Consider the following 19,946-nt stretch of genomic DNA (forward strand, 5'->3'; position numbering starts at 1 on the left):
GCGGGCGATTTCTGGCATGGACACCTAGAAATCACACCGCCTCCTTCTTCAGAGCTTATCTGAACACCGCCGTCGCTTACTCCTCGGTACTTTCGTCGCGCTGCTCGGGTTTCCATCCGAGTTCGATCTCGACGGATTCGTTTTTCCCGCGCAGTAGCGACGAGCGCTCCACCACGTCGATCTGGTAGTTGATCGAGTCGGGCGGCGACAGGTTGACGGTCTTGTTGCCGACCCGGACGTTCGTCTCGCTGGACTCGAACGCGTCCGCGAGTTCCCGCAGCTGGTCCGCGATCTGATCCCGCGTCACGGTGTCGGTGTACGACGTTCGATCGGCCATGGTCACAACGAGCGTCCGTGCGTCTGATTGTAATTCGCGGGCTAGGTTGCCAAACGCGAGGCTACCGTCACTCGTCCGCATCGACTGGAGGCCGTTGCAGAACCGAAGGCGGAACGAAAATGGCTGGTCGATCCCGGCGCAGGGTTCCGCCCCACATCAGCGGGTTGCGCGGACGTCCTCTCTCCTGACCGTCTCCGGTCGATCCCCGAATCCCCCGATTCGGACGGACGCGTCCGGCGTCCGGTCTGACAGAGCGCACTGTTCCCCTTTGTAATAGAGCGTCTACGTCTCGGTAAGGGGCCCTTTCTCGGCGGAGAGCGGTCCCCGCTCAATCTCGTGACAGTTCATTCCGCTCATACAATGTAGGTTGTTTTATAAGTATGGCCGAAGATGCTCCGACCGATGAGTCCCTCCGCAATCGAAACCCAAAACCTGACGCGGCAGTTCGACGACGTGCTCGCCGTGGACAGCCTCGATCTCACCGTCCGCTCGGGTGAGATCTACGGCTTCCTCGGTCCCAACGGGGCCGGGAAGTCGACGACGATCAACATGCTGCTCGATTACATTCGCCCGACCGACGGGTCGGCGACGGTGCTCGGCCTGGACGCCCAGACCGACATCAAGGAGATCCACCAGCGCGTCGGCGTCCTCCCGGACGACGTCGGGCTGTACGATCGCCTCACGGCGCGCAAGCACGTCGAGTTCGCGATCGACGTGAAAGAGACCGACGACGACCCCGACGCCCTCCTCGAACGGGTCGGCCTCGCCGACGCCGCGGATCGGAAGGCCGGCGGCTTCTCGAAGGGGATGGGTCAGCGGCTTCGCCTCGCGATGGCGCTGGTCGGCGATCCCGAGCTGCTGATCCTCGACGAGCCGACCTCCGGGCTCGACCCCAACGGCGCGCGCGAGCTCCGCGAGATCGTCCGCGAGGAGAACGAGCGCGGCACCACCGTGTTCTTCTCCAGTCACATCCTCGGTCAGGTCGAGGCGGTCTGCGACCGCGTCGGCATCATGAACAACGGCCGGATGGTCGTCGAGGACACGATCGAGGGCCTCCGCGACGAGGTCGGTTCGGACACCCAGCTGACTGTTCAGGTCGGCGGGGATCCCGACGGCGTTGCCGGGCAACTGCGCGAGCTCGACGCCGTCACCAGCGTCTCCGTCGAGGGCTCGACGATCAGGGTCGGTCTCTCGGAGCGCGGGAGCAAGACGGCGGTGCTCTCGACCATCGAGGACGCCGGCCTCACGGTCGACGACTTCTCGACTGAACAGGCGAGCCTCGACGATCTGTTCGCGAGCTACACGTCGAAGGGAGTCGACACCGGTCCCGAGACCGCGGAGGTGGACGCATGACCAAATCCAACGTCTGGCTCGACGTCGCGAAGAAGGACTTCGCGGACGCCGCGCGCTCGAAGATGCTGTGGGCGCTGTCGGCGCTGATGATACTGTTCGTCGGCATCGCGGTGTACGCGGCCCACGCGATCAACGAGGATCCCGCGATCCAGGACGCGCTGTTCTTCATGTCGACGCCGATGCTGCTGTTGATCCCGATTCTCGGGTTGATCGTCGGCTACATGTCGATCGTCGGGGAGCGAGAGAGCGGTAGCATCCGCGCCCTGCTCGCGCTTCCGATCGTCCGCTGGGAGGTCATCGTCGGAAAGTTCGTCGGCCGCGTCGGCGTCCTCTGGATTCCGATCGTCGCCGGATTCGCGATCGGCTCCGCCATTGCAACCGTCCTGTACGGCACGACGCCGGGCAGAGCGTACGCTGAGATGATGGTGTTCGCGCTCACGGTCGGCATCGTCTACGTCGCGATCGCGGTGAGCATCTCCGCGAGCACGAACTCCCGCGGCAAGGCGATGGCACTCGCTGTCGGCGCCTTCGCCCTGTTCGAGTACCTCTGGTCGGTGATCCCGATGGGCGTTTACTACGTTATCAACCGGGAGCTGCCGGCGTTCACTTCCGTGAGCGATTTCCCGAACTGGTTCCTCGTCCTGACGCGACTCGCTCCGTCGAACGCGATCGCGACGTTCCTCGCGAGCATCTTCGAGTTCGAGGGCGCGTTCGGGGGTACCGGCGTCAGCAACGACCAGCTCGCCGAGGTTCCGTTCTTCCTCCAAGAGTGGTTCAGCGGCATCGTCGTTCTGCTGTGGATCGCCGTCCCGCTGGCGATCGGCTACCTCCGGTTCCAGCGCGCGACGATCAGCTAGAGATCGTCCGGTAGCTCCCGGATCAATTTCTCGTTGCCGACGTACAGCGGCGTCCGCTTGTGGAGTCGATCGGCCGGCACGTCCAGAATCGACCGGTCGCCGTCTGACGCCGCGCCGCCCGCCGCGCGGGCGATGTAGGCGATCGGGTTCGCCTCGAACTGGAGGCGGAGCTTGCCTTCCTCGCGCGACTGGAGCGTCGGATAGGCGAACACGCCGCCGTAGCGCAGCACCTGGTTGACGTCGCCGACGAGCGCGCCGCCGTAGCGCAGCTTCAGCTCCTCGCGGGCGTCGTCGGCGTACCGCTGGAACGCCGGCGGCCACTCGTCGTCGCCGCCGCCGAACCCGAACACGGTCGGATCGTCGGGCAACTCGAAGCCCTCGCGGAGCGGCCTGCGTTCGCCGTCGACGATCTCGTACTCCGCGACCGTTTCGCCGCGGGCCTGGATCATCGTGATCGTCGGGCCGTAGACGACGTAGCCCGCGCCGATCATTTCCCGCCCCGCGGCGGGGAGTGCGGCGTCGTACACGCCGACGATCGTCCCCACGAGGTTGTTCGAGACGAGATTCGAGGAACCGTCCAGCGGGTCGACCGTGAGGCTCACGCCCGAGCCGCAGTCGATCGGGTCCTCGCGTTCCTCGCTGGCGTAGGCGCCGACGCCGTCGATCCCGCCGAGACGGTCGGCGAGCAACCGGTCGAACCACCGGTCGGCTTCGAGCTGCTGGTCGCCGCTGGGGTTCTCGCCGTCGGCCTCGCCGCGACGCCCGCAGATGGCGTCCCGGAGCTCCGGCGCGGCGTCGGCGACCGTCTCGAACACCTCGTCGACGATCCGGTCGTACCGGTCGGCGTCGGTCGGCGCGAGTTGCTCGCTCACGACTCCACCTCCGAGAGCGCGTCTTCGGCGCTTTGCTCCTCGAAGATCACCTTCTCGAGCGCGTCGAGGATGCGCTCGGGGTTCTCGCGCTGCCAGACGTTTCGACCGACCGCGAGTCCGGCGCCGCCGGCGTCGATCACGGCCTCGACGCTCTCGAGGAACTGGTAGTCGTCGACCTTCGAGCCGCCGCTCATCACGACCTTGGTGTCGCCCGCGGCGTCGACGGCCCACTCCATGCCCTCCTTGCTGCCGGGATACTTCACCTTCGCCACGTCGGCGCCGAGTTCGAGTCCGATCCGCGAGGCGTAGGCGATCACCTCGTCTTTGGTGTCGTTCTTCAGGCCCTGGCCGCGAGCGTACGACCACATCACCACCGGCAGGTCGTGGTCGCGCGCGGACTCCTGGGCATCGCGGAACTCCTCGAACATCTCCGGTTCGCGGTTCGACCCCGGGTAGACGGTGTAGCCGACCGCGTCCGCGCCGATCTCGGCGGCGTACTCGACCGACCAGTTCTGGGGCGAGTACGGCTCGCCCATCCAGAGGTTGCTCGTCCCGTTGAGCTTCGCCAGCAGGTTCACGTCGTCCTCGTAGGAGGGGTAGTACGTCTCGGCGACGCCTTTCTGGACTGCCATCGCCGTCACCGCGTCGTGGGTCGCGGCCTCGAACACGGTCTCCGGGTCGAGCGTCTCGGGCACCGCCTCGAAGTCCGTCGGCCCGTGCTCCAGTCCGTGGTCCATCGCCAGAATCAGTACCTTCCCGTCGCGCGCGAGCGCCTCGTCGGTCAGCGGGTACATCTATTTCGAAATCCAATCACGTAGTATATATACGTAACGGTCAGTGGCGAAAATCGAATGAAGGATTTAGAAGCTTTTAGACGAGTTTTGGGGCATTTTCAGAATCCAATGGCCCTCAAGTTCGCGTTACTACGAACGTAGTTAATCGCTACGGGACTACCCGTCGAGGTGGTTCGACGCGGCCTCGACCCACTCCGCGACCGTCTCGGTCGGGAGGCCGAGCACCTTGCCGACGTGCTCGGGATCGGCGGTCGCGAGCCGCCGCGCGCTCGTCACGCTGGCGTCGACCAGCGTCGCGGCGACGTCCTCGTCGAGTTCCGGAACCGCGGTGACGGGGTCGGCCCGCGCCTCGCGACGCCACGCTGTCTCGCGCGCCTCCGCGGAGCCACTTCCGTCTGTTTCCGCGGCGTCGCCGACCTCGCTCGGCGACCAGTCCCCCTCGGTCAGCGGATCGTCGGCCGCCGCGCTCGCCGATGCGCTTGCGTCGCCCGAGCCGTCGGCGTCGGCACTCGCGGGTTGCCAGTCGCCGGCGGTCAGGATCGGACGATCGTCCTCATCGTCGTCTCGATCTGCAGTTTCGTCCCGCGCCGCGGCGTCGTCGCGCTCCCAGTCGTCGTCCGTTCGGGCCGGTTCGTCGTCGCCGCTCGACGCCGCATCGTCCTCCCGCCAGTCGCTGCTCGCGGCGACCCACTCGCGCTCGTCGTCCTGCAGATGGCGGACGTTCTTCGAGCGCCGGTCGAGGTGGTGTTCCTCGCCGTCGAACGTCCAGGGCAGCGAGTGCCACCGCCGGATCTTCGTCGCGACGCCGGCGTTGATGCCGGCGTCGACGAGCATCTGGTAGGACACTCGCTTCTCGCGAACGTCGTCGACCGTCACCGACTCCGCCGCGAGCGTGGACGCCGTCGCCGGGCCGACGTACCGGAGCTCGATGAGCTCCTCGTCGGCGCTGTCGTTTCCTGTCACGGCCCTCACCGGGTTGTGCTAAGGTATCACCCCGGGTTCTTGAAACTTTCTTCCCTCGTTCGGGGGACGCGACGGCGTCTGACACCGGTTCGTTGCGTTACCGGTCGTCGGCAACAAATGTTTATCGCGCTCGCGTCACACGTTCACGCATGGTCCGGACACTCGACTCGGTCTCGCGCGTCGGCGTCGTCGGCGCGGGAACGATGGGCAGCGGCATCGCGCAGGTCGCGGCGACCGCGGGCTACGACGTGGTACTGCGAGACGTCGAGCAGGGGTACGTCGACGACGGGTTCGACTCGATCGACGACAGTCTCGGACGGCTGGTCGATCGCGGTGCGCTCGGCGAGAGCGACGCCGACGCGGCGCGCGAGCGCATCGAGGGAACGACCGATCTCGCGGACCTCGCGGACTGCGATCTCGTCGTCGAGGCCGTCGTCGAGGACATGGACGTCAAGCGGGACGTGTTCGACGAGCTGGAGGAGCGGGTCGACGGCGACGTGCTGCTCGGCACGAACACCAGCACGCTCTCGATCACCCGGATCGCCAACGCGACACGCAGCCCCGAGCGGGTCGTCGGCCTTCACTTCATGAATCCCGTCCCGGTGATGGACGGCGTCGAGGTGGTCGTCGGCGAGAAGACGACCGACGACGCCGTCGACCTGGCCCACGCGTTCGCCGAGGACCTGGGCAAGGAGACATGGGAAGCCGACGACAAGCCCGGCTTCGTCACCAACCGCATCCTGATGCCGTGGCTCAACGAGGGGATCCGCGCGTTCGACGAGGGCGTCGCGACGAAGGCCGACATCGACCGCGGGATGAAACTCGGCACGAACGTCCCGATGGGGCCCCTGGAGCTGGCCGACCACATAGGCCTCGACGTCGTGCTCCACGCCTCCGAGACGCTCCACGAGGAGCTGGGCGACCGGTACAAACCCGCCTACCTCCTCCGTCGCAAGGTCGACGCCGGCGATCTCGGGAAGAAGAGCGGTGAGGGGTTTTACGTCTACGACGACGGTTGATTTCGCGGTTACTGCGGACACCGCTGTCCCAGGTATATAAAAAGACCCGCCATTCTCGGGGTCGTAGAATCGCGTTCAGATTTAACCCTCTATTGGTCCCTCCCGGTAACTAGGAGGATTGTCCATATGGACCAAGCATCCCCAATCCTGTTTGCGAGGATACTCGAGGCGATACCGGCCGCCCCGCTCCTGTCGGCGGAGTTCGCGAGCCGGCTCCAGTTCGGCTGGACGATCAGCGTCCACATCCTGTTCGCCTCGCTGTCGATCGGACTGGCTCCGTTCATCGTGTACTTCACCTGGAAGGACGTTCGGACTGACGATCCGCGGTACGCCCGCCTTCGGGAGTTCTGGGTGAAGCTGTTCGGCATCGGGTTCGTCATGGGGACGGTCACCGGCATTCCGATGAGCTTCCAGTTCGGCACGAACTTCCCCGTCTTCGCCGAGGCGGCGGGCGAGATGATCGGCGGGCCGCTTGCGTTCGAGGCCAAGATGGCCTTCTTCCTCGAAGCCGTATTCCTCGGCGTCCTGCTGTTCGGCCGCGAGCGCGTCTCGGATCGCACGTACATCCTCTCGTCGGTGCTGACCGGCGTCGGCGCGTGGCTCTCGGGCTTCTGGATCCTCGTCGTCAACGCCTGGATGCAGACGCCACGGGGCTTCGAGCTCGTCGAGCGCAACGGCATGCAGATCGCCCAGTTGACCGATCCGGTGGCCGCCTTCTTCACGCCGCGGATGCCCTGGATGTACGTCCACATGATCAACGCCTCGGTCATCTCGGTCACGCTGCTGGTGGCCGGCGTCTCGGCGTACTTCGTCTGGCGGAAACGCAACTCGGAGGCGTGGAACACCGCGCTGCGGGCCGCCGTCGTCCTCCTGGTAATCACCGCGCCGCTGCAGGCGGTCCACGGCGACGCCTACGGCCGGCACGTCGCCGACACGCAGGAACAGAAGTTCGCCGCGATGGAGGCCCACTACGACACGGGGCAGGCTGATCTTCATCTCATTGCCATCCCCAAAAGCGCCGACTCGCTGACCGACCCGCGAGCCGACAACCTCTGGACGATCAGCCTCCCGGCGATGGGCTCGTTCCTCGCGAGCGGCGGCGACTTCTCCGAGGAGGTGGTCGGCTTACACGAGTACGACGACAACCCGCCCGTCGCGCTGGTGTTCTGGTCGTTCCGCTTCATGGTCGGGCTCGGCTTCCTGTTCATCGGGCTCGCACTCTGGGGCGGCAACCTCCTTCGCAAGGGCCGGTTACGCGAGAGCGACCGGTACTTGCGGTCGATGATCCTTGCGACGCCGCTCGGCTTCGCGGCGCTCCTGACCGGCTGGTACGTCACCGAGATCGGAAGACAACCGTGGGTGATCCAGGGCGTCCTCAAGACTAACGACGCCGTCTCGACGACGCTCACGGGGGCCGAGGCGACCGCGACGCTCGTTGCGTTCGTGGCGCTCTACGTCGTCTTGCTCGCCGCCTTCGGCTTCGCGTTCAAGTGGCTGATCGAGGGGGAACTCGTACGGATGGGCGTGCGAGAGGAATCGGACCCTGACCGACCGCAGCTCCCGCTGGTGAGCTCCGATGACTAGCCCGTTGATGCTCTCGACCGAGCAGTACCTCGTCCCGTCGCTCCCGACGATCTGGTTCGGCGTCGTCCTGTTCACGCTCGCGATGTACGTCGCCCTCGACGGGTTCGACTTCGGAATCGGCATGCTCTATGCCACCCGCGACGAGCACGACCGAGAGACCCTGCTCGCGGCGTTCGGACCGGTCTGGGACGCCAACGAGGTGTGGCTGGTCGCGTTCGGAACCACCCTGCTCGCCGCGTTCCCGCCGATCTACTCGCGGCTGCTCAGCGAACACTACCTGCTCGCCATCGCCATCGTGATGGGCCTCGTGTTCCGGGGCGTCTCGCCAGAACTCAGGGAACAGCGAGATGACGACGATTGGCAGCGGATCTGCGACCGGCTGTTCGTCTTCGGCAGCACGATCACGCCGCTCCTGCTCGGGACGCTCGTCGGGAGCTGGATCTTCGGGACGCCCGCGCTCAGTGCGCCGAGTCTTCTGACCGGGATCGGACTGGTCGCGCTGTCGCTCGCTAGCGGCGCGGCCTTCGTCGCCGCGAAGACGCGAGGCTCGCTTGCAGCCGATATGGTCCGGTATGGGACGGCGTCCACGCTCTCGTATCTCGGCGGCGTCGTCGTCCTCCTCACGGTCGTCCTCTGGACCGACCCCGTCGGCGTCCGGAGCCTGCTACTGACGCCGTCGGCGGTCGCCGTCGTGCTCGGGAGCGTCCTGCTGGGCGTCGGGGGGATCGTTCTCGCCCGAAGGGGGCGCCACCGGCTCTGGTTCGCCAGTACGGTCGGCCTCTCCGCCCTGCTCGTCGCTCTCGTCGCCCGGTTGCTGTATCCGACGATCTATCCGGCCAGCGGACTCACGATCGAGGGCGCGGTGGTGTCGCCGCTCGCGCTCAACCTCGTCACCGTGCTTGGCCTCCCGGTGCTGGTGCTCGTGCTGTGGTACTTCAAGTTCCTCTACGACGTCTTCGCCGGGCCGATCGACGAACAAGGGGCCGAGGGGGGCTACTAGAGACCCCGACTCGTGTTCTTTGGCGGGGCTCACGCCGAGACGTTCGACCGTGCGTGCAACGAGCGGCCGGTCGTGGCCGGTGATTATCATCGTCCCGCTACGATACGGTAGTATGGCCGTCGAGCGGTCGTCCGAGGATGGCTTCGTCGCGTTCTTCCGGAGTTACACCAAGACCTGGGTTCACGCGGTGTCGACCGCCGGCCTCACCGCGTTTGGACTGCTGACGTTCGTCAACCGGTGGTTCGTCGTGCTCGCTCTCGCCGCCTACGTCGTCCCGCCCGCGGCGCTGTATCTCGCACACGGCGCCGACGCCGCGGACGTCGTCGAGGGGCGTCGGGACTCGGAGCCGGACGGAAAGGAACTGGAGGCAGAGACCGATACGGTCGTCGACCGCAGCGAGTCGGGCGTCGCGGAGGGCGAGGAAGCGAAACCGAGCGCGGACGCCGGACGGAACTCGTCCGACGCCGCTGCGGACGCCGAACCGAACTCGTCCGATATCGCGGCGGGCGAAAGCGCGACGGCCGAGGACGACGAGGTGCGCGAGTGGACCGGGACGGACGCGCCGACCGACGAGGACCTCCACGACGTCGCGCTCACCGACCGCGGAGCGTGCGCCGTCGGCGACGGCGGCGTCGCCCTGTCCGGCGACGGGGACGGCTGGACCGTCCAGTTGTCGGACGGCCCGGCAGCCGACGGAAACGACCTCACCGGCGTCGACGCGACCGCGGACGGCGCCGCGGTCTGGGTCGCGGGTGACAGCGGCGCGCTCGCCCGGATCGACGCCGAGACGTGGCGCCACACCGACTACACGGCGCCCGCCGATATCACGGACAACTGGACCGGCGTCGCGGTCGGCGGGTCGGCGGGCGAGGAGACGATCCTGCTGGTCAACGGCTCCGGGCAAGTGCTCCGCGGCGAGTTCGACGAGGACGGGCCCTCGTGGGGCGACCCGATCAAGCCCGGCAGCGGGTCGAGCATCAGCGCGGTTGACCTCGTCGACGCGTCGCTGGGCTACTGCTGCGACACGAACGACGGCGTCTTCGAGACGACCGACGGCGGCCGATCGTTCGAGCGCGTCGGCGTCGACGGCGCGAGCGGGACGCTGACCGACGTCGCCGGGGCCGACCGCGACGACTGCCTCGCGACGGCCGACGACGGCGTCGTCCACCGCTACGACGGCCGAGCCTGGACGCCCGATCGGCTCCACGACGACGAGCTTGCGGGGATCGCGCGCTGGGAAGATCGAATCGTCGCCTGCGGCGAGGACGCCGTTTTCGAGCGGTCGGGGACCGCCGACGACTGGGACCGTCACGAGTTCGAGGACGCGGCGCTGTACGGCGTCGCCGTCCGCGGGGAGCGCGCGATCGCGGTCGGCGAGGACGGGTCGGTCGTCGCGCGAGGCGCGATCGGACGGTCGACCGGCGGCCGGTGAGTGCCCGACGCTTTTCACTCGGCGCGTGGAAGTTCCGGTATGGTTCTCAAACGACTCCTCGGATCGAAGGCGAGCCGCTCGCTCACCGTCGTCTCGGCGCTCGCGCAGGCCGCGCGGGAGTTCCGGCGCGGCGACAGCAAGGCCGGCGCCGTGCTGGTCGGTCTCGGAGCGCTCGCGTATCGATCGACCGTGGCCAGCGTCCTCGCGCAGGGGTTCCTCTGGTGGTACAGGCGCCGCGGCGGCGCCGCCGAGAGCGCGGGCGCGTCGGAGGAGATAGAGTCCGTGTTGCCCTGACGCCGGCGACGACCGTAACTCCGCTCAGTCGCCGCCGTTCTCGCCCGCGAGCGCCTCGTCTCGGAGGCGTTGTGCGCGGTCCGTTTCGACGCGCAGGTCTGGAACCTCGACGGTGTTCCGATCCTCGTCGATGGCCACGTAGACGATGTAGGAGTCCGCGGTCGGTTCCGTCTCGCCGGTCGTCGGGTTCTCGCGGTACGTCTTCACCCGCACCCGGACGCTCGTCGTTCCGGCGGCGTAGACGTACGCCTCGATCAGCGCGGTGTCGCCGACTTGGATCGGCCGCTCGAAGTCGACCTGGCTCATCCGCGCGGTGACGCAGGTTTCGCCCGCGAAGCGCATCGCCGACATCGCGCCGACCTCGTCCATCCACTTCATCACGTTGCCCCCGTGGGCCGTATCGAGCATGTTGGCGTGGTTGGGCTGGACCATCGCCCGGTTCTCGATGTACGTCTCCGTCAGCCTCGTCGTCATGTGGCTCCGTTCCGTGCGGGGACGAAAGACTGCACCGGATCGCCGCGACGGTGACCATCGAATCGCCGCGACGGTGCCGTCCGGGGCCCCGCCGAACCGCCGCTCGAAGCCGCGGACGGGCCGGCGTCTCGGCGTTCGACAAGCGTAAAACCCCGCCGACTGTACGACGCCGTAGATGACAGAGCCTGCGGAGCCGGACGCCGCGTCGCCGGACGCCGACGCGCCCGGCAGCGTGACCGTGGTCGGCACCGCCCACGTGTCGGCCGAAAGCGCCGAGCGGGTCGAAGAGGAGATCCGCGAGCGCCGGCCCGACGTCGTCGCGGTCGAACTCGACGAGGGCCGCTACCGCCAGATGAAAGGCGAGGCGCCCGACGACATCGAGGCCAAGGACCTGCTGGGCGGCAACACCGTATTTCAGTTTCTCGCCTACTGGATGCTGTCGTACGTCCAGACCCAGATGGGCGACCGCTTCGACATCGAGCCCGGCGCCGACATGAAGGCCGCCATCGAGACGGCCGAGGAGTTCGGGCTGGGCGTCGCGCTGGTCGACCGGGACATCCAGGTGACGATGCAGCGGTTCTGGACGAGACTCTCGCTCGGCGAGAAGTTCAAGCTGATCGGCGGGCTGGCGCTCGGGATCACCGACCCGCTGACGCTCGGCGTCGTCGGCGGCGCCGGCGTCGGGATGGTGCTGGGCGCCGTCTTCGGCCAGTTCCTCGCGCCGATGGTCGGGCTGGGCGGACTGCTCACGCTCGGCGTGACGAGCGGCATCGCCCTCCAGATCCTCGGCGGCCTCGTCGGCGGCGCCGCGGTCGGGCTGGGCGTCGGCCTGTTCGCGCTGCCCTCGATCCGCCCGCCGGGCGGGCTCGCGGACACGTTCGACGCGTTCACGTTTCGACTGCTCGTGGGGATCGTCGGCGGCGCCGCCGTCGGCCTCGCGCTCGCGATCGCGAACCCGCTTCCCGCCGGGATTCTGGGAGCGGGGGCCTTCGAGAGCTTCGGCGAGACGGTGCTCCGGCTCCTCTCAGGCGCCGCGCTCGGCGGCCTCGTCGGCATCGCGATCGGCGCCGTCGTCGGGCTCGTGCTCTCGTCCAGCGTCGAGGACGTCGACGACGCCGCGGAGCTGGACGACGACTTCGACATCGAGGATCTGACCGACGGCGACGTCGTCACGGCGATGATGGAGGAGTTCCGCAAGTTCAGCCCGCGGGGAGCCGAGGCGCTGATCGACGAGCGCGACGCCTTCATCGCCCACAAGCTCCACGCGCTGCGCGCCCAGGGTCACGACGTCGTCGCGGTCGTCGGCGCCGGCCACCGCGCCGGCATCGAGCGCTACCTGGAGCATCCCGAGGAGCTGCCCGAGATCGAGTCGATCTCCGAGACGGCGTCGGGACGCCGTTTCTCGATCGGCAAGATCGTCGGCTACCTGTTCACGGTCGGCTTCGCGGCCTTCTTCTTCCTCCTGCTGATGGCCGGCGTCCAGGACACGTTCCTGCTGAAGCTGTTCGGCGCGTGGTTCCTGATCAACGGCGTCTTCGCGTTCGGGATGGCCCGGCTGGCCGGCGCGCGCTGGTCGAGCGCGGGCGTCGGCGGCGCGGTCGCCTGGCTCACCAGCATCAACCCGCTGCTCGCGCCGGGCTGGTTCGCGGGCTACGTCGAACTGCGCCACCGGCCCGTGAACGTCGGCGACATCCAGACGCTCAACCAGATCCTCGACGACACCGAGAGCCCGATCTCCGACCTGCTCGGGCGGATGTTCGACGTGCCCCTGTTCAGACTGATCATGATCGTCGCGATGACCAACATCGGCAGCATCGTCGCCAGCTTCCTGTTCGCGACCGTCGTCATCCCGGCCATGGCGCCGGAGATCGGCGGCGTCAGCGGTATCATGGCCGAACTGGTCGCCGGCGCGCGCAACAGCGCAGAACTGATCGCGGAGCTGGTGACCTGAGATGGCGGGCGCACGACGATCCGGACGGCGCGGCGGCCAGTCGCTGTCCTTTAGCAACCGCGAACTTCGGGATCTGGCGGTCGCGTGGACCGTGCTCTCGGCGGCGTTCGCGGTGTTCCTGACCGGGCCGTCGGCGATCGGGACCGACGGCTTCGTCACCGTCGTCGTCCTCTGTATCGTGACGGTCGGCGTCGGTTTCATGCTCCACGAACTCGCCCACAAGGTCGTCGCGGTCCGGTTCGGCCAGCTCGCGGAGTTCCGCGCCGACTACAGCATGCTATTCCTGGCGCTGATGGGCGCGTTCATCGGGTTCATCTTCGCCGCGCCGGGTGCGGTGCACCACCGCGGCCGGATCACGCCCCGCGAGAACGGGCTGATCGCCGTCGCCGGGCCGGTGACGAACTTGCTACTGGCGGCGATTTTCCTCCCATTCGCGTTCGCCCCGGTCGAGTTCCTGGCGAGCGTCGGCGCCTTCGGCGTGTTCATCAACGTGTTCCTCGCCGCGTTCAACATGATCCCGTTCGGCCCGCTCGACGGGAAAACGGTGATCGCGTGGAGCAAACTGGCGTTCGCCGCCGTGTTCGGCGTCTCGGCGGTCGCGGCGTACTTCGCGTTCACCCGCCTCGGCTGGCTGCCGGTCTAAGGCGGGGCGCGTCGGCGTCCGGCCGAAATCGCGCGCGAGGATCAGTAGTTCTTGAACAGCAGCGCGCGCACGTCGTCTTTCGTGTTGGCGGTCTCGGTCGAGCCGTCGGGGAGATCGACTTCGTAGCGCGCGTCGCCCGACCCCTCGCGCCACTTGTCGTCGTGGGTGTCGAGTAACTGCATCATCGCGTTCAGCCGGTCGCCGCCCCCCGGCGTCGGCGCCGCGGCGGGTTCGGCGTCCTCGTCGGTATCTTCCTCGGCGGCGTCGTCAGCCTCGGCGTCGTCCTCGCCGGTTTCAGCGTCTGATTCGCCGTCGTCCGTCTCGTCGGCTTCGGCGTCGTCATCCCCGGCCTCGGCGTCGTCCTCGCCGGTTTCAGCGTCTGATTCGCCGTCGTCCGTCTCGTCGGCTTCGCCGTCGTCCGTCTCGTCGGCTTCGGCGTCGTCGTCATCCCCGGCTTCGGCGTCGTCGTCATCCCCGGCTTCGGCGTCGTCGTCATCCCCGGCCTCGGCGTCGTCCGCGTCGTCACTGTTGCCGTCTTCGCCGGTCGGTTCCGCTTCGGCGTCGGCGTCCTCCTCGTCGGCCGCTGCGGCGTCGGCGGCGTCATCGACCGTCTCGTCGTCGGCCGTCGCTGACCCGACCGCCTCCTCCTCGGCCGTCAGCTCTTCTTCTCTGCTGTCGATCAGGAACTGGAGCGCGTCAGTCAGTCGGACGTGTCCGTAGACGACGTCCTCCTCCAGCTCCGCGCGCAGATCCTCGAGATACTCGCGTTGATCGTCCGTGATTTCGATCTCCGGCATGCACGTCTCTCCGGAGCGGACCTATAAATAATCTTGCGGGAGTTCGTCCGGTACGCCTCGTGCGCGAAAAGCGACGGTCGCGCGTTCAGATGTGGCCGTTCGCTTCGAGCTCCTCGAGGACGTCGTCGACGAACGCGTCGGGCGAGTCGTACGGGAAGTCGCCGCCCGAGAGCTTGGTGTTGAGCTCCATCGCGGTCATCGAGAAGTCGCCCGACTCGAACTTGGTGCCCGGGCCGTTCGGCAGCGCGGGGACCAGGTCCATCGGGCTGGAGATCGGGTAGTCAGCGCCCTCGAAGGCGTCGATCATCTGCTCTCGGAGTTCTGCTTTGTCCGCCATGTGAGAACAGTCGTACCGCGATAAATATTAAACTTTGGTGTAGTTGGACTGTCGGCGGGCCGCGCCCGCGCGAAGCGGGCCTTTATGCTACCGCCGGAACAACCGGGCGCCATGAAACGTCAGCAGGCCTTCCTGCTCGGCTGCATCGCGGTGGCGGCAGCCGTCTCGCTCGCGGTCGTCCTGCCGTTCATCGAGTACGTGCTCGGTGCGGTCGTTCTCGCGTACCTCCTGATGCCGCTGCACGGGCGGCTGTCCGACCGGGTCGGCGGCCGGGTCTCGGCGGTCCTGTTGATCCTGTCGTCGGTCGTCGCCGTGGTCGTCCCGCTGGCGTTCGTCGCGCTGCGGCTCTACCGCGACATGCGGGAACTGGCCAGGGGGAACATCGATCTCCAGATCGCCGCCGTCGAGGCGACGCTCGCAGAGGAGTTCGGGATCGACGTCGACGTCGCACCGATGCTCCGGACGGCGGGCCAGGACGGGCTGGACCTGCTGACCGGCAGCGTCGGCGACGTGTTCGCCACCGCGATGCACACCGGGATGGGCTTCGGGCTGCTCTTTTTCCTCGTCTACTACACGCTCCGGGACGGTCCCGCGCTGGTCGAGTGGACCAAGGAGCACTCGCCGCTGTCGCGGGAAATCTCCGACGAGCTCTACGGCCAGATCGAGCAGACGACCTGGGGCGTCGTGATCGGGCACATCGCCGTCGCCGTGATGCAGGGACTGATCGGCGGGCTCGGGCTCTGGCTGGCCGGCATCCCGAAGGTGTTTTTCTGGACGTTCGTGATGATCATCCTCGGATTGCTGCCGCTGGTCGGCGCCTTCGCGGTCTGGGGCGCGGCGTCGGCCTACCTCGTCGCGGTCGGCGACACGGCGAACGGGCTGCTGCTGGCGGCCTACGGCCTGCTGGTGGTCAGTTCGGTCGATAACTTCGTCCGGCCGATCGTGATCGATCGGCGCGCGAATCTCAACCCGGGACTGATCCTGCTGGGCGTGTTCGGCGGCATCTACGTCCTCGGGTTCATCGGGCTGTTCGTCGGCCCGGTCGTCCTGGGCGTCCTCATCGCCACGGTCAAGACGTACGTCGAGGGCTACGAGAAGGTGATCGAGCCGGTTCCGGACGCCGAAGTCGCGGCGTCGGCAGCGAGCGACGATCCGGGGCCGCTGGACGCCGAAGCCGGGGCGCTCGACGACCCATCAGGTCCGATCGACGACGCCGAGGATCGGTCCGAGACCGACGGGCTGGCGGACGGCGCCGACCCGGTCGAGTGACGACCAGTTCGTATTGCCCGCGCCGGTACGGCGTCAGGCCTCGGGCGCGAGGTCCTCGGCCCACTCCAGAGCTTCCTCGACGTCGTGGACCGGCGGCGAGCAGGTAAAGGAGCGACAGGCGTACAGCGTCGGTCGGTCGTCGACGTGCTCGCGGTCGGCCCAGATCGGCGGGGCGTCCGCGAGGTCGAGCCGTTCGAGCCACTCGTCGAGCTCGTCGTCGGTCGCCGGTCGGGGTGCCATCAGCCGGTCGGGGAGATACGACCCGGCGAGCCGCTCGCGCCACTCCTCGGGGAACTGCTCGCCGGCGGCCGTCAGCTCCAGCGACCCGGTTTCGAGCCGGTCGGCGCAGAGCACGAGCGACGTGTACTCCATCGGGCCCGACGTCGCGCGCTGGCCGTGAGTCTCGACGACGGTCTCGGCGATCTCGCCGAACCGGTCGTGGCCGACGAAGTGATCGAGCGAGAGCAGCGCGTCGACGGCCACGCCGAGGCTCGACGGCGTCGACTGGTCGCGCAGTTCCTGCGGGCGCGTCACGAGCGACTCGCCGCTCGCGGGCGTGTAGTATATCGTCCCCTCGTCGGCGTCCCAGAACTCTCGCTCGATCGCCCGCGCCAGGTCGAGCGCGAACGCGAGGTGGTCGACCTCGCCGGTGGTCTGGTAGAGGTCGAACGCGCCCCGCGCGAGGAACGCGTAGTCCTCCAGGTAGCCCTCGACTTTGACGTCGCCGTCCTTAAATCGGCGCGAAAGCCGCTCTTCGTCGGCGTCCCACAGCTTCTCGCGGACGAACGCCAGCGCGTCCTCGGCCACCGACGACCACCGCTCGTCGAGCACGAACCCGCCCTCCGCGAGCGCCGAGATCATGAGCCCGTTCCACCCCGCCAGAACCTTCTCGTCGCGGCGCGGGCGGACGCGCTTCTCGCGAGCCTCGTAGAGCTGCTCGCGGGCGCGCTCCAGCCGGTCGCGGACCTCGCTCTCCGCGAGGTCGTGTTCCTCGGCCAGCGAGTCGACGCTCTGGGAGAGGGTGAGGATCGTCCGTCGCCCCTCGAAGTTGCCCGAGTCGGTGACGCCGAACCGGTCGATCGCCAGCTCTGCGAGCTCGTCGTCGAGCGCCTCGCGCACCTCGTCGGGCGTCCAGACGTAGAACTTCCCCTCCTCGCCCTCGCTCTGGGCGTCGAGCGTGCTGTAGAACCCGCCGTGATCGCGCCCGCCGACGCCGTCGGGGTGCGTGAGCTCGTTCCTGACGAACTCGAACGTTTCCTCGGCGACGCGGGCGTAGCGCTCCTCGCCGGTGGCCTGGTAGCCCGCGAGGTACGCCCGCGGGAGCTCGGCGTTGTCGTACAGCATCTTCTCGAAGTGCGGCGTGATCCACTCGCGGTCGGTCGCGTACCGGTGGAACCCGCCGCCGACGTGGTCGTACATCCCCCGATCGGCCATCGCGTCGAGCGTCTCGCGGGCGACCTCTCGGTAGGCGTCCTCGCCGGTCCGGTCGTAGGCGCTCAGGAGCAGGTGGATCCGAGAGGGATGGGGGAACTTCGGGCCGTCCGAGCCGAACCCGCCGTGCTCGCGGTCGGCCGCTCTGACGGCGGTGTCGGCCGCGTCCGTCAGGACGCCCTCCTCGGGCCGTTCGCCGGGCTGGTCGGGCGTGTCCTCCAGCTGGCCCTTCGCGGCCTGGGTCCACTGCTCGGCGCGATTCTCCATCTCGTCGCGGTCCTCGCTCTCCCAGGAGTTCGCGATGTTGTCCAGCAAGTTGCCGAAACCCGGCATCCCGCGTTTCTCCTCTTTCGGGAAGTAGGTGCCAATGTAGAACGGCTTCCCCTCGGGCGTGAGCCACGCCGAGAGCGGCCACCCGCCCCGCCCGCTGACGAGCTGGCAGACGGTCTGGTACACCGAGTCCAGGTCCGGGCGCTCCTCGCGGTCGACCTTGATCGGGACGAAGTTCTCGTTGAGCGTCTCGGCGACCGACTCGTCCTCGAAGCTCTCCTCCTCCATGACGTGACACCAGTGGCACGCCGAGTAACCGACCGACAGGAAGATCGGGACGTCGCGCTCGCGGGCGGCCTCGAGAGCCTGTTCGTCCCAGGGCTGCCAGTTGACCGGGTTGTCGGCGTGCTGCCGGAGGTACGGGCTCTCCTCCTCGTCGAGCCGGTTGCGATCGGTGGGGGCGTCACTCATGGCTCGACGTACGGCCGTTGGCCGTAAAAGACCGTCCTCATCGGAAGAACGCGGTCCGCGGGACGCCGCCTTCTCCGCGGCGTCCGGGCGTCCTGCAGCGGCCCCGTACGGGGCTGCTACCGCAGCGGCGTCTCGACGCCGATGCGGAGACGTTGCATTCGCCGCGGCGTCGAGACGCCACCGCCGCGGCGATCCACCGCTCAGTCGACGAACTCCGCAGTGACGTCGCCGTCGCGTGCGTACTCGACGAACGCGAAGCCCTCGCGCTCGTCGCGAGCGAGTTCTGCCCAGATCTCGCGATCCCAGTCCGGGAAGTACGTGTCGCCGTCGTAGCGGTCGTGGACTTCAGTCAGCAGCAGTCGATCGGCGTCGGGCAGGAACTGTTCGTACACCGTCGCGCCGCCGATCACGAAGGTGCGGCCGTCCTCGCCGGCCTCGCCGTCAACCTGCTCCTCCGCCGCGGCGATCGCGGCGCCCGGCCCGTCGACGACGAGCACGTCCTCGGGCGCGTCGACGCCGCTCCGGCTGAGCACGACGTTCGTCCGGTCGGGCAGCGGGCCGCCGAGGTCGGCGGCGATGCTCTCGTAGGTCACCCGGCCCATGATCACCGGATGGCCCGTCGTCGCGCGCTTGAAGTGGGCCAGATCCTCCGGGATGTGCCAGGGCATCTCGCCGTCGACGCCGATGACGCCGTTCTCCGCGACCGCCGCGATGACGACCAGCTCCATCTACTCGGCCACCTTGAACGAGATGCCGGGGTGGGCGTCGTAGTCCCGTAGTTCGACGTCCTCGTACGCGAGCTCGTCCAGCGGCTTGTCGGCCACGCGGATCTCCGGGCGGTCGAGCGGCTCGCGGGCGAGCTGTTCGAGCAGGCCCGGCACGTGGTCGTACCCCTCGCCCTCGGGCGTCTGGGTTTCGAGCCAGGACTTCACGTCGCGGTACTCCTCGTCAGACTCGACGCCGGCGAGGCGCTCCTGCAGCGCAGAGAGATTCTCCTCGTACCACGCTCCACGGTCGCCCTTGCCGCAGTAGACGTGCGAGTCGACGACGGTGTGGGCGAACTTGCCGACCTCGAAGTCGGTGCGCTGGGCGATCGCGGTCGCCAGCAGCGAGTACGCCGCGACGTTGAACGGAACCCCGAGCGCGATGTCGCCCGAGCGCTGCGTGAGGTGGACGTTCAGGCGGTCGCCCTGCACGTTGAACACGAAGGAGTAGTGGCACGGCGGTAGCGTCGAGACGGCGGCGTTCGCGGGGTGCCACGCGTTAACGACGATCCGGCGCGATCGGGGGTTCTCCCGCAACTGGTCGAGCGCGTACTGAATCTGGTCGAACGTCCGTTCGTCCTCGTTGACCCAGCGGTGGTCCTCGTCGGGCCACGTCTCGCCGTCGAGCCCATCCTCGGGATAGGGGAATCGCCGCCAGAAGCGGCCGTAGGCGGTGTCGAGGCGCCCCTCGTCGTCGGCCCACGCGTCCCAGATGCCGGTCTCCTCGCGGAGCGAGCGGATGTGCTCCTCGCCCGAGAGGTACCAGAGGAACTCGTGGATCAGCGAGTTCCACCGGTAGCCGTCCATCTGCTTGGTCGTCAGGAGCGGAAAGCCCTCCTGCAGGTCGACCTCGTAGTGGCGGCTGAACGCCGAGACGGTGTCGACGCCCGTCCGGTTGGGCTTGTACGCGCCCTCCGAGAGGACGGAGTCGACGAGATCCAGATACTCCTGCATGAGCGACTAGGTGCCGGCGGAGTATGAAGGGCGTTCCGGTCCGCGCCGATCGCGGGACACCGCGCCGCGTCGAGGCGCGG

20 protein-coding genes are annotated in these 19,946 nt (G+C 68.0%); 10 read left to right on the forward strand and 10 right to left on the reverse strand.

Going from position 1 to position 19,946, the window contains the following annotated elements; genetic code table 11:
• Positions 1 to 76: 76 nt before the first annotated feature.
• Positions 77 to 337, reverse strand: a complete 261-nt coding sequence (locus ABDZ81_RS13110) for an amphi-Trp domain-containing protein (RefSeq protein WP_343774448.1) — start codon at positions 335 to 337, stop codon at positions 77 to 79.
• A gap of 402 nt (positions 338 to 739) precedes the next feature.
• On the opposite strand from ABDZ81_RS13110, the gene ABDZ81_RS13115 reads away from it, so the two are divergent.
• On the forward strand, positions 740 to 1,690 hold the full coding sequence (locus ABDZ81_RS13115; protein ID WP_343774449.1) for an ABC transporter ATP-binding protein: 951 nt from the start codon (positions 740 to 742) through the stop codon (positions 1,688 to 1,690).
• Complete coding sequence (locus ABDZ81_RS13120; protein WP_343774450.1) at positions 1,687 to 2,547, forward strand: ABC transporter permease subunit; 861 nt, start codon at positions 1,687 to 1,689, stop codon at positions 2,545 to 2,547. The genes ABDZ81_RS13115 and ABDZ81_RS13120 overlap by 4 nt, the downstream gene beginning before the upstream one ends.
• Here the strand turns inward: ABDZ81_RS13120 and ABDZ81_RS13125 are convergent.
• The 3 genes from ABDZ81_RS13125 to ABDZ81_RS13135 form a co-directional block, all read right to left on the reverse strand.
• A complete protein-coding gene (locus tag ABDZ81_RS13125) occupies positions 2,544 to 3,419 on the reverse strand; it encodes a class 1 fructose-bisphosphatase (protein WP_343774451.1) in 876 nt (291 codons plus the stop codon). The two genes, ABDZ81_RS13120 and ABDZ81_RS13125, sit on opposite strands and share 4 nt — an antisense overlap.
• Positions 3,416 to 4,213 (reverse strand): class I fructose-bisphosphate aldolase, encoded by a 798-nt coding sequence (locus ABDZ81_RS13130; RefSeq protein WP_343774453.1) that lies wholly within the window; start codon positions 4,211 to 4,213, stop codon positions 3,416 to 3,418. The genes ABDZ81_RS13125 and ABDZ81_RS13130 overlap by 4 nt, the downstream gene beginning before the upstream one ends.
• Positions 4,214 to 4,369: 156 nt before the next feature.
• Positions 4,370 to 5,176, reverse strand: a complete 807-nt coding sequence (locus ABDZ81_RS13135; protein ID WP_343774454.1) for a DUF7409 domain-containing protein — start codon at positions 5,174 to 5,176, stop codon at positions 4,370 to 4,372.
• A 149-nt stretch (positions 5,177 to 5,325) separates the two neighbouring features.
• Between ABDZ81_RS13135 and ABDZ81_RS13140 the strand changes: the two genes are divergently transcribed.
• The 5 genes from ABDZ81_RS13140 (at position 5,326) to ABDZ81_RS13160 (ending at position 10,505) form a co-directional block, all read left to right on the forward strand.
• Complete coding sequence (locus tag ABDZ81_RS13140; RefSeq protein WP_343774455.1) at positions 5,326 to 6,195, forward strand: 3-hydroxyacyl-CoA dehydrogenase family protein; 870 nt, start codon at positions 5,326 to 5,328, stop codon at positions 6,193 to 6,195.
• A 126-nt stretch (positions 6,196 to 6,321) separates the two neighbouring features.
• Positions 6,322 to 7,779 carry a cytochrome ubiquinol oxidase subunit I gene (locus ABDZ81_RS13145; RefSeq protein WP_343774456.1) on the forward strand — a complete coding sequence of 486 codons (1,458 nt, stop codon included), beginning with the start codon at positions 6,322 to 6,324 and terminating at the stop codon, positions 7,777 to 7,779.
• A complete protein-coding gene (locus ABDZ81_RS13150; RefSeq protein WP_343774457.1) occupies positions 7,772 to 8,779 on the forward strand; it encodes a cytochrome d ubiquinol oxidase subunit II in 1,008 nt (335 codons plus the stop codon). The genes ABDZ81_RS13145 and ABDZ81_RS13150 overlap by 8 nt, the downstream gene beginning before the upstream one ends.
• A gap of 112 nt (positions 8,780 to 8,891) precedes the next feature.
• Positions 8,892 to 10,211, forward strand: coding sequence for a WD40/YVTN/BNR-like repeat-containing protein (locus tag ABDZ81_RS13155; RefSeq protein WP_343774458.1), 1,320 nt, complete (start codon positions 8,892 to 8,894; stop codon positions 10,209 to 10,211).
• 39 nt (positions 10,212 to 10,250) lie between these two features.
• On the forward strand, positions 10,251 to 10,505 hold the full coding sequence (locus tag ABDZ81_RS13160) for a hypothetical protein (RefSeq protein ID WP_343774459.1): 255 nt from the start codon (positions 10,251 to 10,253) through the stop codon (positions 10,503 to 10,505).
• A 24-nt stretch (positions 10,506 to 10,529) separates the two neighbouring features.
• Here the strand turns inward: ABDZ81_RS13160 and ABDZ81_RS13165 are convergent, their stop codons facing one another.
• A complete protein-coding gene (locus ABDZ81_RS13165) occupies positions 10,530 to 10,979 on the reverse strand; it encodes an acyl-CoA thioesterase (RefSeq protein ID WP_343774460.1) in 450 nt (149 codons plus the stop codon).
• Between the two features lie 175 nt (positions 10,980 to 11,154).
• Here ABDZ81_RS13165 and ABDZ81_RS13170 point away from each other — a divergent pair, with 175 nt between their 5' ends.
• Together ABDZ81_RS13170 and ABDZ81_RS13175 are read left to right on the forward strand one after the other, a co-directional pair.
• Entirely contained in the window at positions 11,155 to 12,930 is a 1,776-nt protein-coding gene (locus ABDZ81_RS13170; RefSeq protein ID WP_343774461.1) for a TraB/GumN family protein, read from the forward strand.
• A 1-nt stretch (position 12,931) separates the two neighbouring features.
• Positions 12,932 to 13,573 carry a zinc metalloprotease gene (locus ABDZ81_RS13175; protein WP_343774462.1) on the forward strand — a complete coding sequence of 214 codons (642 nt, stop codon included), beginning with the start codon at positions 12,932 to 12,934 and terminating at the stop codon, positions 13,571 to 13,573.
• 41 nt (positions 13,574 to 13,614) lie between these two features.
• Here ABDZ81_RS13175 and ABDZ81_RS13180 read toward each other — a convergent pair whose 3' ends face one another.
• Positions 13,615 to 14,370: a hypothetical protein gene (locus tag ABDZ81_RS13180; protein WP_343774463.1), complete on the reverse strand. Its 756-nt coding sequence runs from the start codon at positions 14,368 to 14,370 to the stop codon at positions 13,615 to 13,617.
• Positions 14,371 to 14,455: 85 nt separating this feature from the next.
• On the reverse strand, positions 14,456 to 14,707 hold the full coding sequence (locus ABDZ81_RS13185; RefSeq protein WP_343774464.1) for an MTH865 family protein: 252 nt from the start codon (positions 14,705 to 14,707) through the stop codon (positions 14,456 to 14,458).
• Positions 14,708 to 14,818: 111 nt separating this feature from the next.
• Here ABDZ81_RS13185 and ABDZ81_RS13190 point away from each other — a divergent pair, with 111 nt between their 5' ends.
• Positions 14,819 to 15,976, forward strand: a complete 1,158-nt coding sequence (locus ABDZ81_RS13190; protein WP_343774465.1) for an AI-2E family transporter — start codon at positions 14,819 to 14,821, stop codon at positions 15,974 to 15,976.
• A 33-nt stretch (positions 15,977 to 16,009) separates the two neighbouring features.
• Here ABDZ81_RS13190 and ABDZ81_RS13195 read toward each other — a convergent pair whose 3' ends face one another.
• The 3 genes from ABDZ81_RS13195 to thyA all read right to left on the reverse strand — a co-directional run bounded on the left by ABDZ81_RS13195 (position 16,010) and on the right by thyA (position 19,866).
• Positions 16,010 to 18,148, reverse strand: coding sequence for a thioredoxin domain-containing protein (locus tag ABDZ81_RS13195; protein ID WP_343774466.1), 2,139 nt, complete (start codon positions 18,146 to 18,148; stop codon positions 16,010 to 16,012).
• Between the two features lie 200 nt (positions 18,149 to 18,348).
• Positions 18,349 to 18,876: a dihydrofolate reductase gene (locus tag ABDZ81_RS13200; RefSeq protein ID WP_343774467.1), complete on the reverse strand. Its 528-nt coding sequence runs from the start codon at positions 18,874 to 18,876 to the stop codon at positions 18,349 to 18,351.
• A complete protein-coding gene (gene thyA / locus ABDZ81_RS13205) occupies positions 18,877 to 19,866 on the reverse strand; it encodes a thymidylate synthase (RefSeq protein WP_343774468.1) in 990 nt (329 codons plus the stop codon).
• Positions 19,867 to 19,946: the final 80 nt, after the last annotated feature.

Source organism: Natronoarchaeum mannanilyticum (genome assembly GCF_039522665.1).
GTDB classification, from domain to species: domain Archaea; phylum Halobacteriota; class Halobacteria; order Halobacteriales; family Natronoarchaeaceae; genus Natronoarchaeum; species Natronoarchaeum mannanilyticum.

Bases quoted from the DNA above. Each gene is read 5' to 3' on its own strand.
- ABDZ81_RS13185 (WP_343774464.1), bottom strand. From the start codon at position 14,707: ATGGCGGACAAAGCAGAACTCCGAGAGCAGATGATCGACGCCTTCGAG.
- ABDZ81_RS13140 (WP_343774455.1), top strand. From the start codon at position 5,326: ATGGTCCGGACACTCGACTCGGTCTCGCGCGTCGGCGTCGTCGGCGCG.
- ABDZ81_RS13165 (WP_343774460.1), bottom strand. From the start codon at position 10,979: ATGACGACGAGGCTGACGGAGACGTACATCGAGAACCGGGCGATGGTC.
- ABDZ81_RS13145 (WP_343774456.1), top strand. From the start codon at position 6,322: ATGGACCAAGCATCCCCAATCCTGTTTGCGAGGATACTCGAGGCGATA.
- thyA (WP_343774468.1), bottom strand. From the start codon at position 19,866: ATGCAGGAGTATCTGGATCTCGTCGACTCCGTCCTCTCGGAGGGCGCG.
- ABDZ81_RS13115 (WP_343774449.1), top strand. From the start codon at position 740: ATGAGTCCCTCCGCAATCGAAACCCAAAACCTGACGCGGCAGTTCGAC.
- ABDZ81_RS13190 (WP_343774465.1), top strand. From the start codon at position 14,819: ATGAAACGTCAGCAGGCCTTCCTGCTCGGCTGCATCGCGGTGGCGGCA.
- ABDZ81_RS13160 (WP_343774459.1), top strand. From the start codon at position 10,251: ATGGTTCTCAAACGACTCCTCGGATCGAAGGCGAGCCGCTCGCTCACC.
- ABDZ81_RS13200 (WP_343774467.1), bottom strand. From the start codon at position 18,876: ATGGAGCTGGTCGTCATCGCGGCGGTCGCGGAGAACGGCGTCATCGGC.
- ABDZ81_RS13155 (WP_343774458.1), top strand. From the start codon at position 8,892: ATGGCCGTCGAGCGGTCGTCCGAGGATGGCTTCGTCGCGTTCTTCCGG.
- ABDZ81_RS13110 (WP_343774448.1), bottom strand. From the start codon at position 337: ATGGCCGATCGAACGTCGTACACCGACACCGTGACGCGGGATCAGATC.
- ABDZ81_RS13120 (WP_343774450.1), top strand. From the start codon at position 1,687: ATGACCAAATCCAACGTCTGGCTCGACGTCGCGAAGAAGGACTTCGCG.
- ABDZ81_RS13195 (WP_343774466.1), bottom strand. From the start codon at position 18,148: ATGAGTGACGCCCCCACCGATCGCAACCGGCTCGACGAGGAGGAGAGC.
- ABDZ81_RS13150 (WP_343774457.1), top strand. From the start codon at position 7,772: ATGACTAGCCCGTTGATGCTCTCGACCGAGCAGTACCTCGTCCCGTCG.
- ABDZ81_RS13175 (WP_343774462.1), top strand. From the start codon at position 12,932: ATGGCGGGCGCACGACGATCCGGACGGCGCGGCGGCCAGTCGCTGTCC.
- ABDZ81_RS13170 (WP_343774461.1), top strand. From the start codon at position 11,155: ATGACAGAGCCTGCGGAGCCGGACGCCGCGTCGCCGGACGCCGACGCG.
- ABDZ81_RS13130 (WP_343774453.1), bottom strand. From the start codon at position 4,213: ATGTACCCGCTGACCGACGAGGCGCTCGCGCGCGACGGGAAGGTACTG.
- ABDZ81_RS13180 (WP_343774463.1), bottom strand. From the start codon at position 14,370: ATGCCGGAGATCGAAATCACGGACGATCAACGCGAGTATCTCGAGGAT.